The sequence below is a fragment of the Zeimonas sediminis genome, from assembly GCF_023721795.1.
Lineage (GTDB): Bacteria > Pseudomonadota > Gammaproteobacteria > Burkholderiales > Burkholderiaceae_E > Zeimonas > Zeimonas sediminis.
The window spans coordinates 2,320,053-2,336,308 of record NZ_JAMQYE010000001.1; the positions used below are offsets into that span (position 1 = coordinate 2,320,053).

Here is a 16,256-nt window from a genome sequence, read left to right on the forward strand (position 1 = left end):
CGTGCCACGAACGACGCCGCAACGGACGCGACGCACGCCCCGCGCCTGTGAACCGTGGCTGCACACAATGGAGCGCGCGGATTGTGAACAATCCCGGCACGGCTCTTGCTCGATCGAATCGCGTTCGCCGGCCGCCTTCGCGATGCACCACGAAGGCGCCCCGGCACCCGACAACGAGCAACAGGGAGCGAACATCGCGATGCACGATGCCCACGAACGGGGCGCCACGGCGCACCAGGCGACCCCCGGCGACGCGCCTTCAACGCCGGCCGCGATCGTCGACACCTACCTGAGCCTGCTGATGATCCCGGACCCGGACGCCGCGCGCCGCTTCGTGGCGCCGGACCTGCGAATCCGCTTCACCGGCGGGCGCGAGATGCGCGACCCGTCGGAATGCGCGGCCTTCAACGCGACGCGCTACAGGTGGGTGAAGAAGCGCTTCGAGCGGACCGAGGTGGTCGCCGGAGGCACCGACGAGGAAACGGTCGTCTACAACATCGGCACGCTGTACGGCGAGTGGCCCGACGGCACGCGCTTCGAGGGCAACCGCTACGTCGATCGCTACGTGCTGCGCGGCGGCCTGATCGTGAAGATGGACGTGTGGAACGACAGCGCCGAGTGGCTGCTGTCGCGTCGGACATCCGCCGGCGGGCCCGAGGCCGAAGCCGTCACCGGCGCCAGTGCCGACGCAGTCGCCGTCGGGGAGCCGGGCACGCGATGAGCGCCGCCTACAAGGGCCCCCTGCCCACGCACGGGCGCTTCGGCTACCGCCCGATCCTTCGGCGTCCCGACTGGCGCTGGCCGAACGGCTCGCGCCTGGCCGTCTACCTCGGCTTCAACATCGAGCACTTCGCGTTCGGCGAGGGCATGGGCGCGGCGATCGGCCCCGCCTCGCCGCAGCCCGACGTGCTGAACTACGCGTGGCGCGAGTACGGCAACCGGGTCGGCGCGTGGCGCTGCCTCGAGCTCTTCGATTCGCTCGGCCTGCCGTCGGCCGCGCTGATCAACACTGCCTTGTACGACCACTGTCCCGAGCTCGTGGCCGCCTGCGTCGCGCGCGGCGCCGAACTGGTCGGGCACGGCCACACGAACGCCGAGCGGCAGGGCGTGCTCGACGAAGCGGGCGAGCGCGCGCTGCTCGCCGAGTGCCGCGCGCGGATGCAGGCCGAGAGCGGCCAGGCCCCGACGGGCTGGCTGTCGCCGTGGATCTCCGAGAGCCCGCTGACGCCGGACCTGCTCGCCGAGACCGGCTATCGCTACACGCTGAACTGGTGCCACGACGATCAGCCGGTCCCGATGCGCACGCGCGACGGCGCGATGCTGTGGTCGGTGCCCTATCCGCAGGAGCTGAACGACATCCCGATGATCGTCGCGCGGCAGATGGACGGGAAGGACTTCGCGCAAATGATCGTCGACAACTTCGACGAGATGCTCGAGCAGTCGCGCGGCCAGCCGCTCGTGATGGGCATCGCGCTGCACCCCTACCTGGTGGGCCAGCCCTACCGGCTGCGCCACCTGCGCCGCGCGCTCGGGCAGATCGCCGCCGCGCGCGACCGCGGCGAGATCTGGTTCACGACGCCCGGCGCGATCTGCCGCCACATGGACGAAACCTTTCCCGAACCGCTGGAGCTGCTCGCATGACCCAAGAGGACGACTTCCCGATCGACGACCGCGTCAACGCCTGGGTGCCGCACGGCCGCTTCGTGCTGCGCGGCGCGGCCGACGGCCCGCTGTCGGACCTCAGCTTCGCGGTGAAGGACATCTTCGACGTGGCCGGCCATCCGACCGGCGCCGGCAACCCGGCCTGGCTCGCCACGCACCCGGTCCCGACGCGCAGCAGCCCGGTCGTCGAGCGACTGCTGGAGGCCGGCGCCACGATGATGGGCAAGGTCCTGACCGACGAGCTCGCGTACAGCCTGCACGGCGACAACGCCCACTACGGCGCGCCGATCAACGCGCGCGCCCCGGGCCGGGTGACCGGCGGCTCGTCGAGCGGCTCGGCGGCGGCGGTGGCCGCCGGGCTTGTCGACTTCGCGCTGGGCACCGACACCGGGGGCTCCACGCGCATCCCGGCCAGCTACTGCGGGCTGTGGGGATTGCGAACGACCCACGGTTTGCTGTCGGCCGAGGGCATGGTGCCGCTGCATCCGTCCTACGACACGGTGACCTGGCTGGCCCACGACGCTCGCACTTTCAGCCGGGTCGGCACCGAGCTCCTGCCCTCGTCCGGCTTCTGGCCGTCGCGACTGCTGGAGTTCGACGACGCCAGCGCGCTGGCCGACCCCATCTTCGACCTGCCGATGCGCTGCGCCCGGCGCACGCTCGAGTCGCTGGTGGGCACCGACATCCAACCGGCGCGGGCGTCGCAGGGTTCGTCGCTCGAGGCCTGGCGCCAGGTCTACGTGACCACGGGCGCGCACGAAGGCTGGAAGGTGCACGGCGCGTGGATCGCCGCGAACCGGCCCGCCTTCGGCGCCGCGATCGAGGGCCGCTGGCGCGCGGCCAGCCAGGTGAGCGACGAGGCCGCTGCCGCCGCGGGCAAGCAGGCCGCGGCGATCCGCTCGCGGGTGCGCGCGCTGGTCGGCAGCGACGCGGTCGTCGTGCTGCCCTCGGCCGCGAGCGTGGCCCCGCTGCGCGACGCCGATCCGGCCGAGGTCGACGCGGTGCGGATGCGCACCATGGCGATCACCTGCATCGCCGGGCTGGCCGGCCTGCCCCAGGTCAGCATCCCGATGGAGTCGCCGGACGGCCAGCCGGTCGGCATCTCGCTGATCGGACCGGCCGGCAGCGACCTGGCGCTGATCCGGATCGCGCAGCGGGTCTGGCAAGCGCGCCGCCTGGTGCCGGCGCCGATGGCCTGAGGCCGGGCCGTGGCCTGACGACGAGGCTTCGATGGACGAGCGGATCTACCGCGCGATCTTCGACGCGGTGATGGACCAGCGGCTCGCGCCCGGCACGCGCCTGCCCGAGGCCGCGCTGTGCGAGCTTTTCGGCGCGACGCGACCGGTGGTGCGGCGCGTGCTGCAGCGGCTCGCCCACGACCGGATCGTCGAGCTGCGCCGCAACCGCGGGGCGATCGTCGCGGTGCCCTCGCCCGAGGAAACCCGGCAGATCTTCGAGGCGCGACGCGGGCTCGAGGCGGCCGTGCTGAGGCTGGCCGCCGAGAAGGCGACCGCCGCGGACCTGAAGGCGCTGCGCCGCCAGCTCGAGGCCGAGCACGACGCGATGCACCGGATGGCTCAGCCCGCGTGGGCGCGGCTGGCCAGCAGCTTCCACCTGCAACTCGCCGCGCTCGCCCGCAATCCGATCCTGGAGGGCCACCTGATCGAGCTGATCTCGCGCTGCTCGCTGATCGTGGCGGTCTACCAGCCGCCCGGCAACGCCACTTGCGAGCACGACGAGCACGCGCGGATCGTCGACTGCATCGCGCAGCGCGACGCCGGCGGCGCGATCGAACTGATGGACTCGCACCTGCTCGCGCTCGAGCGCAACGTGGCGCTCGAGCCGAGGCCGCCGCAGCGCACGCTGGGGCAGATGCTGGGCGTCCTGCCCGACGCGCGGGCAGCAGCGAATCCTTCGAGGGCCGGGGCCGCGGCGCGCGCCCCGAAGCAGACTGCGAGTGTGCCGAAGCAGCCTGCGAGTGTGTAAACCGAGGTAAACCCGCGCGCGGCGAATTGCGGCCTGGGCGATCATCGGTCATCCGCACGATGGAGCGATCCGAATGAAAGCCTCGACTCTCGTTTCCGCGATCACCGCCGCCACGCTCGCCGTCGGCTCGGCCGGGGCGATCGCCCAGCCCCGCGGCGAGCCGAAGCGCGTCGAGAAGCCCCAGCGCCAGGACTCGCGCGAGCACGAGCGGCGCGAGACCCGCGACCGCGAGTGGCACCGCGAGGAATACCGGCGCCAGCAAGAGTATCGGTATCGCGGCGACTCCCGGCCGGGGTATCGCCCCGGCCCGCCGCCCCACGCGGGCCACCCCGGGCCGCCCCCGCATTCCAGTGCCGGCGGCCGCGGCGCCGGCCCGCGCCACGACATCTACCGCGGGGCGCGCCTGCCGAGCTACTACCGCACGCAGCACTACGTGGTGCAGGACTGGCGCTATCACCGCCTGCCCCCGCCGCCGCGCGGCCACTACTGGGTGCAGGTCGGCGCCGACTACCTGCTGGTCGCGATCGCCACCGGCATCATCGTCCAGCTGATCCTGGCCAACTAGTCGATGCCGACGATCTTGTGGGTCTGCAGGCTCAGCCGCCAGCGCGGGTGGGCCAGGCAGTAGGCGATCGCGGCGCGGGTGTTCGCTTCCTGGTCCGGGCCGTCCATCGGCTGCAGGAAGAAGTGCCCGAAGCGCAGCGACTCGAAGCGCTCGGGCATCGCCAGCGGCTGCGGATAGACGAGCTTGAGCTCGTCGCCCTCGGTCAGCACCACCGGCGCGCCGGCCTTCGGGCTCACGCAGACCCAGTCCAGGCCCTTCGGGGCCGGCTGGGTGCCGTTGGTTTCCACCGCCACCTCGAAGCCCTCGGCATGCAAGGCATCGATCAGCGCTTCGTCGAGTTGGAGCAGCGGCTCGCCGCCGGTGCAGACCACGTAGCGCCTGCCGGAGGTGTCGCCGGCCGGCCACTTCGACGCGATCGCGCGGGCGAGCTCCGCCGCCGTCCTGAACTTTCCGCCGCCCTGTCCGTCGGTGCCCACGAAGTCGGTGTCGCAGAAGGTGCAGACCGCGTCGGCGCGGTCTTCCTCGCGGCCGCTCCACAGGTTGCAGCCGGCGAAGCGGCAGAACACGGCGGGGCGACCGGCCTGCGCGCCCTCGCCCTGCAGCGTGTAGAACATCTCCTTGACGCTGTAGGTCATCGCCTCGGCCCGGTCTGAAGTCGCGGCACGCGCACCTGCGGGCTCACACCGGCAGCGCGGGGCCTTCCTCGCCCCACGACAGTATCGCGCCGCTGCCGCGCGTTTCGTACAGGTCGATCCGGTCGAGCGCCGGCAGCACCGGCAGCGCGCGGTCGCGGATCCACCTGGCCAGGCTGGCCGGGTCGTTGTCCTCGACCCCGGGCAGCTCGTGCAGCGGCTGGTGGTCCAGGTCGCGGAAGATCGGGTCGAACAGCGCCTTGACGTCGCCGAAGTCCACGGTCCAGCCGCGCACTGCGTCCAGCGGCGCGCACAGGTGCAGGCGCAGGTTGTAGGTGTGGCCGTGTATGCGCCGGCGCGCATCGCCCTCGGGCGCCCGGCGCAGCCGAAGCGAGCTGTCCAGGCTCAGCTCCTTCCAGATCCGGTAGTGCCGGCCGTCGTAGTGCGCGCCGCAGGTGGCGGTCTCGTACACGGTCACCCACGACAGCTCGGGCAGCTGCGGCTTGAGCCGCTCCCAGATCCAGGCGCCGATGATCTCGCTGGTCGGGTTCTCGAGGCCGGGGATGTCGTTCAGGCAGGCGTGGTGGAACTGCGCGTGGATCGGCGCCCAGCAGGCGTCGAGATGGTCGTAGTCGATGCCCAGGTCGCGGGCGCCGAGGTCCTGGTCGGCATGCAGGATCACCTCGAAGCCGTGGCCGTGCATCCGGCCGCACTTGTGTCCGGCGGGCACCCCGGTCAGCTGGTGCGCGGCCTCGAACACGTAGCGGCGCCACACGTGGGCGTGGTCGTTCGCGTCGAGGTCCACGCCCGAGTGCTGCGTGCTCTGGATGCCGACCTGCTCGAGCCCGGGCACGCCAACGGCAGTCCCCGCATCGTCCGGCCCGCCGGCCCCGGCCGCGCCCGGCCTCGCGGCCTCGAGCCGCGCGCGAATCCAGCGCGCCAGGTTCTCGTCGGTCGGGGCGGCGACCTGCTCGTTGAGCAGGTTGTAGTCGAGCGGCGCGACCGCGTCGACGAGTCGCCCGCGCAGGTCGTCCACCTCGCCGCCCGGGAAAGAGGCCCAGCCTTGCGGCAGGCGCGCGCGAACCTTGGCCAGGAAACTGTGGCCGTGCAGGCGGCGCGAGCGGTGGCCCTCGGGCAGCACGTCGATCCGGCAAGCGGACTCGAAGCCGGCCGCGGCCACGTGAAGCAGGTGATCGGGCATCTGTCGGAGAGGAGGCAGTCGGTCCGGGATTCTACCGGGCCGGCCCGCGCAGGGCCGGCGCGCAGGATCGGCGCAAAGGGCCGGCACGCCACGGCCCGCCGGCCTGGCGCGAAGGCCGCCACTGCCGGCAGTCGGTCCGAAATCGCCCCTCGGCGGGCGACCCGGGCAGCGCACACGCGACCTCGATATTTTCGGGGCAATACGGATCGCAAGGCAGGAAGTCACGATATGTCCCGCACACGACAAGCCGACCGGCGCCACTCCCAGGGGCACGCGACCTGCGCCGTCCAGCTTCTTGCCGGTGCCGGCCTGCTGACCCTGATGCCCTCGGTCATGGCCGAGTCGCCCTTCACGCAGGCCCTCGAGTACGCGCAACCGCTTTCCTGGGTGATGCTCGCGGCAGGCCTGGGCGTGCTGCTCGGCCGGCGGTGGCTGGTCGGCAAGCGCGCGCCCGCGGTCGGCATCGCCGACGTCGTGCGCAGCGAGGCCCGGCCGGACTGCGCCGCAGCGGTCGCGGCCAGCAGCCGGCCCAATCGCATCGATGCCGGCGTCCTCAGGCGGATCCCGGAGCGGCGGTTCGAAGCCGTCGTCGAGGCGCTCTTCGCCGGATCGGGCTGCCGGGTCGGCGCCCGGTCCCGAATCGCCGAAGGCGGCGTCGATCTCTGGCTGCAAACCGAGGGCGCGTCGTCGCCGACGATCGTCGTCCGTTGCAAACAGCGGGTCGGCAGGACCGTGTCGATCGACGAGATCCGCGAACTCGAGCGCGCGATGAGCGCGCAGGGCGTGCGCGACGGCCACTTCGCGACGACATCGCTGCTGACCCCGGACGCGATCGCGTTCGCGCGCAGCCGCGGCATCCGGATGCACGATGCCGACGGCATCGTCCGGATGGCGTCCAGGCTCACGGCGGCCGGACTCCAGACCATGCTCGCGGCGGCGGCCGAGGACGATCGTCCGGCCGGGCTCGACCGGGGCGCGGCACAGGCCCAGGCCGCGGGGCCCGAGGCCGGGCCAGCGGACACCGCGGGGCCCGATGCCTCGGAGACGCTGCGTTCGACGGTGGTGCAGTTGCCCGAGAGGTTCCGGGCGAGCCGGGTCGCCGCCTGAGCCGGGTCAGCCCGCCGCCTGGAGCCGCAGCCGGCGCGCCGCCTCCTCCTCGCGCGCATCCTCGATCTCGCGCAGAACCCCTTCCAGGTCGACCGCCCCGGCTTCCCGCTCGAAGCGGCCGGTGAGCGCCACGCCGGGACGCAGCTCGCCGCGACGATAGAGGTCCCAGATCTCCGGGCCGTACTCGGTGGCCAGCAGGTCCGGCGCGAACCGCCCGAAGAAGGCGCGCAGGTTCGCGACGTCGCGCAGCAGCATGCGCGGGGCGTGGTTGTTGCCCGCGGCGTCCACCGCCTGGGGCAGGTCGATGATGACCGGGCCGTCGGCGCCGAGCAGGATGTTGAACTCCGACAGGTCGCCGTGCACGACGCCGGCGCAGAGCATCCGCACCACCTCCTGCAGCAGTGTGGCGTGGTGCCTGCGCGCCTCCTCGGGCGTGAAGGCGACGTCGTTGAGCCGCGGCGCAGCGTTGCCTTGCTCGTCGCTGACCAGGTCCATCAGCAGCACGCCGTCGCAGAAGTTGTGCGGCCGGGGCACGCGCACGCCGGCGGCGGCGAGCCGGTGCAGCGCGTCGACCTCCGCGCTCTGCCACGCCGCCTCGGTGGCCTGCCTGCCGTAGCGGGTGCCCTTGGCCATCGCGCGGGCCTGGCGGCTGTTCCGGACCCGGCGGTTCTCGGTGTAGTCCACCGCCTGGCGGAAGCTGCGCTCGGTCGCCTCCTTGTAGACCTTGGCGCACAGGGTCCGGCCGCCGCTGCGCACGACGTAGACCGCGGCCTCCTTGCCGCTCATCAGCTGGCGCACGACCTCGTCGATCAGGCCTTCGTCGACGAGCGACTGCAATCTCTTCGGTGGTTTCATGGCCGCCATTCTGCGCCCGCCCGGCGGGTCTGCCACAATCCGGGATGACCGACGACAACACCTCCTCGCGCTCCGGCGCAATCTCGCCGCGCGCCGGCGCGGCCTCCCCGCACGCCGGCGCGAACCCCGCGCCCGCCGACGCGACCTTCGACACCCTTCCCCTCTCGCCCGCGGTCCTGGCCAACCTTCGGCGCCTCGGCTACGAGCGCATGACGCCGATCCAGGCCGCCAGCCTGCCGCTGGCCCTGGCCGGCCGCGACCTGGTCGCGCAGGCCAAGACCGGCAGCGGCAAGACGGCGGCCTTCGCGCTGCCGCTGCTCGCCCGGCTCGACGCCCGCAGCTTCGCGGTGCAGGCGCTGGTGCTGTGCCCCACCCGGGAGCTCGCCGAGCAGGTCACGCAAGAGATCCGGCGCCTGGCCCGCGCCGAGGACAACATCAAGGTGCTGACGCTGTGCGGCGGCGCGACGATGCGCCCGCAGGTCGCCAGCCTGGCCCACGGGGCGCACGTGGTCGTGGGCACGCCCGGCCGCATCATGGACCACCTGGCGCGCGAGTCACTGTCGCTGGCCGCGCTGAACACGCTGGTGCTCGACGAGGCCGACCGGATGCTCGACATGGGCTTCGCCGACGACATCGGCTACGTCGTGAACCGGTGCCCGTCGGACCGCCAGACCCTGCTGTTCTCGGCGACCTATCCGCCCGGCGTGATCGGCATGGCGAAGCGCTTCATGCGCAACCCCGCCGAGGTCAAGCTCGCCGAGCGCCACGCGGCCACCAAGATCCGCCAGCGCTTCTACGAAGTGGAAGAGGACCAGCGCCTGGCGGCGGTCGGCCTTCTGCTCGATCACTTCCGGCCGGTCAGCACGCTGGCCTTCTGCAACACCAAGCAGCGCTGCAGCGAGCTGGCCGAGTTGCTGCGGGCGCAGGGCATCGTGGCGCTGGAGCTGCACGGCGACCTGGAGCAGCGCGACCGCGACCAGGTGCTGGTGCAGTTCGCCAACCGGAGTTGCAGCGTGCTGGTGGCCACCGACGTGGCCGCGCGCGGCTTGGACATCGCCGGGCTCGAGGCGGTGATCAACGTCGACGTGACCCCCGACGCGGAGGTGCACGTGCACCGCGTGGGCCGCACCGGCCGCGCCGACGAGGCCGGCTGGGCGTTCAGCCTGGTGAGCCCGAACGAGATGGGGCTCGTCGCCCGGATCGAGAAGATGCAGGGCGCCGAATGCGAGTGGCACTCGCTGGGCGAGCTGACGCCCTCGCCCGACCCGCAGCCGCTGCGCCCGCCGATGGTCACGCTGCAGATCCTCGGCGGCCGCAAGGAGAAGATCCGCCCCGGCGACGTGCTGGGCGCGCTGACCAAGGACCTGGGCTTCGACGCCGGCCAGGTCGGCAAGATCAACGTGAACGAGTGGTCGACCTACGTGGCGGTGGCGCGCGAGATCGCCCGCGACGCGCTGCGCGGGCTGAACGCGGGCAAGGTCAAGGGCAAGACGGTGAAGGCGCGGCGGATCTGAGCCGGGCCGTGCTCACAGGCCCTTGCCGAAGCTGACGATGCGCACGTCGAGCGCGACGTCGCGGGCGAGGCCCAGCGCGCGCCGCATCGCCGCGTCGATCCACTCGGGCTCGTTGCCGAAGGCGCCGCCGCCCAGCCGGGTCAGGTAGACGATGTTCGAAGCGCCGCGCGCCGCATTGAGCGCCGCGGCCCACAGCGTGGCCTCGTAGGCGCCCTCGAGCACCAGCGTGGCGAAGGCGCGCCAGCGGCGCGCGGGAATGCCGGTGTAGGCCACCGGCAGCGCCGAGCAGAAGGCCTGCGACACCACCGGCCGCGGCTCGCTTCGCGCGTCGGTCACCTCGACGTCCCAGTGCAGGCCGATGCGCAGCCGGTCGCGCAGCGCGTCGACTTCCGCTGCGCTCGCCGCCGCGAGCCGCGCCTCGATCTCGCCCAGGCCCTCTGCCGTGCAAAGCGCATAGCCGTTGCGCATCTTCCAGAGCCGCTCACCCTGGTTGCCGAGCGCGGCGCCGAGATCGGCGAGCGCATCGACCTGCCGCGCGGCGGTCTGGCCGGACTGCCCGTTCGCCGGGGCGAAGTAGTTGCGATAGATGGTCGCCGCGCCGGCGGCCACCGCGCAGGCCGGCCCCTGGGTGTGGTCGCCGGCATAGCGCGACACGCCGTCCTCGGGCGTGACCTCGGGGCCGATCATCTCGAGCAGGTTGAACTGCGACGCGACCTGGAACAGCGCGCCCTGGTTGGCCGGGTCGGCGTGCATCGCGCGGACGTCGCCGGTGACCTTCGAAACGCGCAGCGGGCCGTTCGGCGACCCGCCTGCGCCGGCCACCACGCCCGCCGCCGCGTCCCGCAGGGCCGCTCCCGCCCGGGCGCGCAGCTCGGCCACCGACGCCAGCTCGAGCCTCCCGATGCCCCAGGAGCGGCCGTTCACCCGCGAATGCAGGCGCTCGCCGCGGACCTCGAGCCGCGCGCGGGTCTCCTCCCAGGGCAACTCGCGAAAGCCCGTCAGCCGCTCGAACCAGTCCATGCCCACTCTCCCGATCTCGCCCGCGGCCTGCTCCCGGATGCGTCCCGCGGCCTGCGCCCCGAGTCTCGCTTGGGGCCTGCACCTGCGTCTCGCGCCGAGCCTACGCCAATCGGGGCTCATCCGATGAGCCAGCGTTCCGCCGGCCGCCGGGTCCGCATCCGGCGTGCCGGGATCTGGCAGGCTACCCGTCGGCCAGCCGCCCGCTTCGGTACCATCCGCGCATCGCTGCCCGCAAGCATGCGCGCGTCGCCGCGCGCGGCAGGCGAGACCGAGGAGATCCCGACACCATGAGCACCCCGCTGCTGTTCACCCCGATGGCCCTGCGCGGCCTGACCCTGCGCAACCGCATCGTCGTCGCGCCGATGCACCAGTACGCCGCCGAGAAAGGCTTCGCGAACGACTGGCACCTGATGAACGCCGGGCGCTACGCCGCGGGCGGCGTCGGGCTGGTGATGATGGAGTCGACGAAGGTCGAGCGGCGCGGCTGCGGCACGGTGGGCGACCTGGGCCTGTGGGACGACGCCTTCGTGCCGGGCCTGAAGCGGATCGTCGATTTCGCGCATTCCTGCGGGTCCGCGATCGGCATTCAGCTCGGCCACTCCGGACGCAAGGCCCGCGCCGCCCGCCCCTGGGAAGGCGGCCGACCGCTTCGGCCCGACCCGGCCATCGAGGACTGGGACGCCTGGGAGCTGGTCGCGCCCAGCGCGCTGCCCGCCGACGAGAACTCGCCGGTGCCGCGCGCGCTGTCGGCGAGCGAGATCGCCGACGTGGTCCAGGCCTTCGGCCGCGCCGCGGCCCGCGCGCACGCGGCCGGCTTCGACACGGTCGAGATCCACGGCGCCCACGGCTTCCTGATCCACGAGTTCCTGTCCCCCGCGGCCAACCAGCGCACCGACGCCTACGGCGGCAGCGACGCGAACCGCCGGCGCTTCGCGCTCGAGGTCGCCGAGTGCGTGCGCGCGAACTGGCCAGAGGGCAAGCCGCTGTTCATGCGGCTGTCGGTCGACGACGACGCCGGCTGGGGCCCGGCCGAAAGCGTGGCGCTCGCCAGGGAACTGAAGACAGTCGGCGTGGACGTCGTCGACTGCAGCGCCGGCGGCATCCTGGCCCGGCCGGTCAGCAGCGCGCCGATCGGCTACGGCTACCAGGTGCCCTTCGCGCAGCGGCTGCGCGAGGAAGCCGGCGTGAAGACGATGGCGGTGGGCCTGATCGTGCACCACGACCAGGCCGAGCGCATCCTGCAGGAAGGCCGCGCCGACCTGATCGCGCTCGCGCGCGAGATGCTCTACAACCCGAACTGGGCGCTCGACGCCGCCTGCAAGATGGGCCTGCCCGATGCGTTCGCCACGGTGCCTCCGGCGGCGGGCTGGTGGCTGGGCAAGCGGGCGGCGGCGATGCCGGGGCTGGTGACGTCGACCGGCGGGTCCAAGAAGGGTGGCGCGTAGCGCGACTAAGAGGTCCGCTCTCGCTCCAGATCCGCGAAGTTCCTGATCCTGATCGAACCTTCCGGAAAGCGTGCGATCACCTCCAGCTCGCCCCCCATGGCCTCGATATGGGCGCGCAAGGTCGAGATGTACATGTCGGTGCGCTTCTCGATCTTCGCGATCGAGGGCTGTTGCACGTGCAGCGCTTCGGCCAGTTCCCTCTGGGACAGCCCTCGCGCCTTGCGGAGCTCCGACAGGGCCATTTCGGCGAGCATGGCGCGCTGCTTCGATTCGGAACGCGCCCGGGACTCGGGCGACATGCGCGCCCGAAGCTCCGCGAATTTTCTAGCCATCTATCAATCCTTCCCTGCGAAGTTGCACGAGGTGCTCGTCGTACAGGCGATCGGCAATCGGAACATTGACCGCGTACCAGCGGTCGTCGCCCGTCTTGTCGCCGCCGAGCAGCAGGATTGCCGAGCGGCGGGGATCGAAGGCGTAAAGCGTTCGTAGCGGACGCCCCTCATGCTGTGTGCGCAGTTCGCGCATGTGGCCATGCCTCGAAGCGCGCACCCCGCTGCTATGCGGATACCCGAGGGCTGGCCCGCATGCCTCCAGCAGTCCGACCGAGGCCGCAACGGATTCTTGCTCGCCCTCGGAAAGGCTCGCCCACCAATCACCGAACTCGTTCGTGTATTCGACGTCCCATCGGGGAGGGCAATCATAACCCCCTCGGAATATTCCGGCAACGGAATGTTTCGATGCCGCCGGTCAGACGAGGATCGATGCGTACAGGGTCGGCACGGAAAGCGCTTTTCCGCGACACGTCGGGCCCGGCGAGACCCCTTCACATGATGGAGAGAGATGCCTGCAGAGTCTGTTGCACCGACGGCCGAGGCGATCGAACTAGGCTGGAGGACGTGATCGCCGCCGCGCCCGCCGGTCCCCCGCCGCGAACGCCGCCGCGAACAGCCCAAGCCCGGCGCCCAGCGCCACGAAGCTCGCGGCGTAGTCCTGGGTGAGCCCCTGCAGCCAGCCGATGCCGGTGGCGCCCAGCACGATGCCGAGCAGCCGGGTCACGCTGACCAGGCTGCCCGCCACGCCGCGCTCCTCGATCGGCAGCATCGTGGTGGTGGCCTCCATGTAGCCGACCTGGAACAGCCCCTGTCCGATGCCGCTGGCCAGCATGCTCAGGCCTAGCAGCCAGGGCACCGGCCCCGCGTAGAGGATCGCGGAGGTCAGCAGCAGGCCGAGCGCGGCGCCGGCCAGCCCGCCGGCCATCAGCCGCGCGGGCCAGGCCTGGCCGGCCTGCGAGCCCCAGCCCAGGCGCCGGATCATCCGCCCGGCCAGCAGGCTGCCCAGCACCGAGCCGGTGGGGTAGCCCGACAGCAACAGGCCGGCAGCCGCGATCGACGCGCCGGCGTCGCGGGTCAGCACGTAGGGGATCAGCATCAGGTTGCCGAAGCAGGTGAGGTTCACGATCACCGACGCGGCCTGCACGCCCGAGAAGCGCAGCGAGCGGAAGGCCTCGACCCGCAGCACCGGATGCGCGACCCGCGACTCGTGCCGCGCGAACAGCGCCGCGCCGCCCAGGCCCAGCGCGAGCAGCACGAACGCCTGCGGCCGGACACCCTCGGGCCGGGTGAACTCGGCCAGCGAGAGGACCAGGCAGGCGAGCACCGCGGTCAGGCCGAAGGCGCCGATCCAGTCGAAACCCTGCCCCACGCCGTCGGTGCCGGCGCCGGAACGCGGCGCGGACCGGCTGCCGGGCGCGTAATCCGGCCCGTCTCCCGCCGCCGGCACGCTGCCCGGCGCCGCGAGGCGGGGCACCAGCGGCAGCAACAGCAGCGCGGCCAGCGCCACCGGCGCGCGCGACCAGAACACCGCCGGCCAGCCGAAGGCCTGCAGCAGCAGGCCGCCCACCCAGGGCCCGACGGCGGTGGCCAGGCTGAACGAGGCCGCGTACCAGGCGAGCGCGCGCGCCTTCTCGGCAGGCGGGAACAGCAGCGTGGCCAGCGCCGGCGCGCAGGCCACCGCGACGCCCACCGCGGCGCCCTGCAGCACGCGCAACCACGCGAGCGTCGGGTAGTCGGGCGCAAGCGCCACCGCCAGGTGCGCGAGCACGCTCGCGGCAAGCCCGATCGCGAACACGCGCCGGTGCCCGAGCCGGTCGCCGAGGTGCCCGAAGACCAGCGCCATGCTCGACTGAGCGAGCACGAAGGGGATCACCAGCCACTGGAGGTCGCGCAGCGGCAACCCGAAGGCCCCGGTGATCACCGGGAACGCGGTGTTCAGCATGGTGTCCAGCGGCGCGACCAGCGAGCCGAGGCAGACCACCAGGAGCGCCAGCCGGGCGCGGGTCGATGCGGTCATCGGAGGGACTCGGGCGACGCGGCCGCCGCGCGCGACGAGGCGGCGCGCCTCAGATCAGGCCCTGCAGCGCGAGGCTCACCGCCGGCACGTAGGTGACCGCCAGCAGCACCAGCACCATCACGCCGACCATCGGCCACATCGCCTTCGAGATGTCCCAGATGCCCAGCCGGCTGACCGCCGCGCCCACGAACAGCGCGTAGCCGAAAGGCGGCGTCGCCATGCCGATCGTGAGGTTGCTGGTGACCATCGCGCCCAGGTGGATCGGGTCCATGCCCAGGCCGTTGCCGGTGGTGGTCAGCACGCCGCCGAGGATCACCATCGCGGCCACGTTGTCCATGACCGCGCCGATCAGCAGCAGCAGCGCGTTCAGCGTGAGCAGCACCACCCAGGACTCGTCGGAGATCGAGGTGAGCAGGCTCGCGATCTTCGGCGGCAGCTGCTCGAAGGCGACCAGCCAGCCGAAGCCCGCCGCGGCGGTGATGATGAACATCACGATCGCGGTCGTGCGCAGCGAGCCCAGCGTGATCTTCGGCAGGTCCTTCAGCTTGACCTCGCGGTGCACGAACAGGCCGATCACCAGCGCGTAGAACGCGCCGACCACGGCCGCCTCGGTCGGCGTGAACACCCCGCCGTAGATGCCGCCCAGGATGATCACCGGCCCGCCCAGCGCCCACTTGCCCTCCCAGAACGCGCGGCGCATCTCGGCGGCGGTGGCGCGTGGCTCGCCGGCGATGTCGCGCCGGCGCGCGTAGTTCCAGCACAGCGCCATCAGCCCGATCGCGAGCAGGATGCCCGGCACCAGGCCGGACAGGAACAGCCGCGCGATCGACTGCTCGGCGATCACGCCCCAGATCACGAAGGGAATCGACGGCGGAATCAGCGGCCCGATGATGCCGGCCGACACCGCCAGCGCGGTGGCGAAGGCCCGGTCGTAGCCGCGCTTCTCCATCTCGGGGATCATGATCGTGCCGATCGCGGCGGTGGTCGCCGGCGCCGAGCCAGAGATCGCGGCGAAGAACACCGCGGCGATCACCGCCACCATGCCCAGCCCGCCGGTCACGTGGCGCACCAGCACGTTGGCCACGCCGACCAGCCGGCGCGACAGGCCGCCCGCGGTCATCAGGTCGCCGGCCAGCACGAAGAACGGGATCGCGAGCAGGCTGAACGACTGCGAGCCCGAGATCATCTTCTGGGCGAGCGCGATCACCTCGATGTCGGACGCGATCAGCGCGCCGAGCGTGGCCAGCCCGAGCGCGAACGCGAAAGGCACGCCGAGCACGAGCAGCGCGGCGAAGCCGGCGCTGAGGATCCAGGCGGCGGCAGACATTCAGCGCCCCCCGTTCGCCGGCGCGCCGGCGTCCGACCCGGTCACGCCCGTTTCCGGCGCGGGCGCGCCCACGGGCGCTGGCGGCCTGGCGCCGGCATCGCCGAACGAGGCCAGCAGCCGCGCCAGCGCGTGCAGCGCCACCAGCGCGCCGCACACCGGCGCCGCCAGGTGCAGCGCCTCGATCGGGTAGGCGATCGCCGCCGAGGTCTGGCCGATCGTCTCGGCCACGTAGGCGTACCCGCCCACCGCGAGCATCACGCCGAAGGCCAGGATGCCGAGGTGGACCAGCCGGGCCAGCCAGCGGGCCGCGGCGCCGGAGAGCATGTCGGGCACCAGGGTCAGGCGCACGTGGAATTCCTCGCGCACGCCGAGGCTGCCGACCAGCAGCACCACCCAGGTGAACAGCAGCAGCGACAGCTCCTCGCTCCAGCTGAGCGCCACGCCGAAGAAGTAGCGGGCGACCACCTGCAGCACCAGCACCGCGAGCATGACCAGCGTCATCGCCACCGCCGTCCAGGCGGAAACGGCGGCCGCGACGGCGCTGGCGCGTTCGAGCAGGCGGAACGTCACGATCGGCGACTGCGCTCCGGGTC

17 protein-coding genes are annotated in these 16,256 nt (G+C 72.5%); 8 read left to right on the forward strand and 9 right to left on the reverse strand.

Annotated elements, in window-relative coordinates:
• The first annotated feature begins 199 nt into the window (after positions 1-199).
• The 5 genes from M6I34_RS10930 to M6I34_RS10950 all read left to right on the forward strand — a co-directional run bounded on the left by M6I34_RS10930 (position 200) and on the right by M6I34_RS10950 (position 4,213).
• The gene (locus tag M6I34_RS10930; RefSeq protein WP_418953552.1) at positions 200-721 is read left to right on the forward strand and encodes a nuclear transport factor 2 family protein; all 522 of its coding nucleotides are present in this window, start codon (positions 200-202) and stop codon (positions 719-721) included.
• Positions 718-1,641, forward strand: coding sequence for a polysaccharide deacetylase family protein (locus M6I34_RS10935; RefSeq protein WP_272485712.1), 924 nt, complete (start codon positions 718-720; stop codon positions 1,639-1,641). Before M6I34_RS10930 ends, M6I34_RS10935 begins: the two co-directional genes overlap by 4 nt.
• A complete protein-coding gene (locus M6I34_RS10940; protein WP_272485713.1) occupies positions 1,638-2,861 on the forward strand; it encodes an amidase in 1,224 nt (407 codons plus the stop codon). Before M6I34_RS10935 ends, M6I34_RS10940 begins: the two co-directional genes overlap by 4 nt.
• 31 nt (positions 2,862-2,892) lie before the next feature.
• The gene (locus M6I34_RS10945) at positions 2,893-3,648 is read left to right on the forward strand and encodes a GntR family transcriptional regulator (RefSeq protein WP_272485714.1); all 756 of its coding nucleotides are present in this window, start codon (positions 2,893-2,895) and stop codon (positions 3,646-3,648) included.
• Between the two features lie 73 nt (positions 3,649-3,721).
• On the forward strand, positions 3,722-4,213 hold the full coding sequence (locus M6I34_RS10950; protein WP_272485715.1) for an RcnB family protein: 492 nt from the start codon (positions 3,722-3,724) through the stop codon (positions 4,211-4,213).
• Here M6I34_RS10950 and queE read toward each other — a convergent pair.
• Together queE and M6I34_RS10960 are read right to left on the reverse strand one after the other, a co-directional pair.
• Positions 4,210-4,848, reverse strand: coding sequence for a 7-carboxy-7-deazaguanine synthase (gene queE, locus M6I34_RS10955; protein ID WP_272485716.1), 639 nt, complete (start codon positions 4,846-4,848; stop codon positions 4,210-4,212). The genes M6I34_RS10950 and queE overlap by 4 nt on opposite strands.
• Before the next feature lie 43 nt (positions 4,849-4,891).
• On the reverse strand, positions 4,892-6,046 hold the full coding sequence (locus tag M6I34_RS10960; RefSeq protein ID WP_272485717.1) for a 6-carboxytetrahydropterin synthase: 1,155 nt from the start codon (positions 6,044-6,046) through the stop codon (positions 4,892-4,894).
• On the opposite strand from M6I34_RS10960, the gene M6I34_RS10965 reads away from it, so the two are divergent.
• Positions 6,026-7,153, forward strand: coding sequence for a restriction endonuclease (locus tag M6I34_RS10965; RefSeq protein WP_272485718.1), 1,128 nt, complete (start codon positions 6,026-6,028; stop codon positions 7,151-7,153). The two genes, M6I34_RS10960 and M6I34_RS10965, sit on opposite strands and share 21 nt — an antisense overlap.
• 6 nt (positions 7,154-7,159) lie before the next feature.
• On the opposite strand, the gene M6I34_RS10970 is transcribed toward M6I34_RS10965, so the two are convergent.
• Positions 7,160-8,008 (reverse strand): PA4780 family RIO1-like protein kinase, encoded by an 849-nt coding sequence (locus tag M6I34_RS10970; protein ID WP_272485719.1) that lies wholly within the window; start codon positions 8,006-8,008, stop codon positions 7,160-7,162.
• A 44-nt stretch (positions 8,009-8,052) separates the two neighbouring features.
• On the opposite strand from M6I34_RS10970, the gene dbpA reads away from it, so the two are divergent.
• Complete coding sequence (gene dbpA / locus M6I34_RS10975; RefSeq protein WP_272485720.1) at positions 8,053-9,522, forward strand: ATP-dependent RNA helicase DbpA; 1,470 nt, start codon at positions 8,053-8,055, stop codon at positions 9,520-9,522.
• Positions 9,523-9,534: 12 nt separating this feature from the next.
• Here the strand turns inward: dbpA and M6I34_RS10980 are convergent, their stop codons facing one another.
• Entirely contained in the window at positions 9,535-10,542 is a 1,008-nt protein-coding gene (locus tag M6I34_RS10980; protein WP_272485721.1) for a hypothetical protein, read from the reverse strand.
• Positions 10,543-10,829: 287 nt separating this feature from the next.
• Between M6I34_RS10980 and M6I34_RS10985 the strand changes: the two genes are divergently transcribed.
• Entirely contained in the window at positions 10,830-11,987 is a 1,158-nt protein-coding gene (locus M6I34_RS10985; RefSeq protein WP_272485722.1) for an NADH:flavin oxidoreductase/NADH oxidase, read from the forward strand.
• Between the two features lie 5 nt (positions 11,988-11,992).
• Here the strand turns inward: M6I34_RS10985 and M6I34_RS10990 are convergent, their stop codons facing one another.
• The 5 genes from M6I34_RS10990 to M6I34_RS11010 form a co-directional block, all read right to left on the reverse strand.
• Positions 11,993-12,286, reverse strand: coding sequence for an XRE family transcriptional regulator (locus M6I34_RS10990; protein WP_272485723.1), 294 nt, complete (start codon positions 12,284-12,286; stop codon positions 11,993-11,995).
• Between the two features lie 25 nt (positions 12,287-12,311).
• Entirely contained in the window at positions 12,312-12,704 is a 393-nt protein-coding gene (locus M6I34_RS10995) for a type II toxin-antitoxin system RelE/ParE family toxin (RefSeq protein ID WP_272486660.1), read from the reverse strand.
• Positions 12,705-12,869: 165 nt separating this feature from the next.
• Positions 12,870-14,336: an MFS transporter gene (locus tag M6I34_RS11000; protein ID WP_272485724.1), complete on the reverse strand. Its 1,467-nt coding sequence runs from the start codon at positions 14,334-14,336 to the stop codon at positions 12,870-12,872.
• 49 nt (positions 14,337-14,385) lie between these two features.
• On the reverse strand, positions 14,386-15,663 hold the full coding sequence (locus M6I34_RS11005; protein ID WP_272485725.1) for a TRAP transporter large permease: 1,278 nt from the start codon (positions 15,661-15,663) through the stop codon (positions 14,386-14,388).
• Entirely contained in the window at positions 15,664-16,233 is a 570-nt protein-coding gene (locus tag M6I34_RS11010; RefSeq protein WP_272485726.1) for a TRAP transporter small permease, read from the reverse strand.
• Between the last annotated feature and the right edge of the window lie 23 nt (positions 16,234-16,256).

Bases quoted from the DNA above. Each gene is read 5' to 3' on its own strand.
- M6I34_RS10930 (WP_418953552.1), top strand. From the start codon at position 200: ATGCACGATGCCCACGAACGGGGCGCCACGGCGCACCAGGCGACCCCC.
- M6I34_RS10935 (WP_272485712.1), top strand. From the start codon at position 718: ATGAGCGCCGCCTACAAGGGCCCCCTGCCCACGCACGGGCGCTTCGGC.
- M6I34_RS10940 (WP_272485713.1), top strand. From the start codon at position 1,638: ATGACCCAAGAGGACGACTTCCCGATCGACGACCGCGTCAACGCCTGG.
- M6I34_RS10945 (WP_272485714.1), top strand. From the start codon at position 2,893: ATGGACGAGCGGATCTACCGCGCGATCTTCGACGCGGTGATGGACCAG.
- M6I34_RS10950 (WP_272485715.1), top strand. From the start codon at position 3,722: ATGAAAGCCTCGACTCTCGTTTCCGCGATCACCGCCGCCACGCTCGCC.
- queE (WP_272485716.1), bottom strand. From the start codon at position 4,848: ATGACCTACAGCGTCAAGGAGATGTTCTACACGCTGCAGGGCGAGGGC.
- M6I34_RS10960 (WP_272485717.1), bottom strand. From the start codon at position 6,046: ATGCCCGATCACCTGCTTCACGTGGCCGCGGCCGGCTTCGAGTCCGCT.
- M6I34_RS10970 (WP_272485719.1), bottom strand. From the start codon at position 8,008: ATGAAACCACCGAAGAGATTGCAGTCGCTCGTCGACGAAGGCCTGATC.
- dbpA (WP_272485720.1), top strand. From the start codon at position 8,053: ATGACCGACGACAACACCTCCTCGCGCTCCGGCGCAATCTCGCCGCGC.
- M6I34_RS10980 (WP_272485721.1), bottom strand. From the start codon at position 10,542: ATGGACTGGTTCGAGCGGCTGACGGGCTTTCGCGAGTTGCCCTGGGAG.
- M6I34_RS10985 (WP_272485722.1), top strand. From the start codon at position 10,830: ATGAGCACCCCGCTGCTGTTCACCCCGATGGCCCTGCGCGGCCTGACC.
- M6I34_RS10990 (WP_272485723.1), bottom strand. From the start codon at position 12,286: ATGTCGCCCGAGTCCCGGGCGCGTTCCGAATCGAAGCAGCGCGCCATG.
- M6I34_RS11000 (WP_272485724.1), bottom strand. From the start codon at position 14,336: ATGACCGCATCGACCCGCGCCCGGCTGGCGCTCCTGGTGGTCTGCCTC.
- M6I34_RS11005 (WP_272485725.1), bottom strand. From the start codon at position 15,663: ATGTCTGCCGCCGCCTGGATCCTCAGCGCCGGCTTCGCCGCGCTGCTC.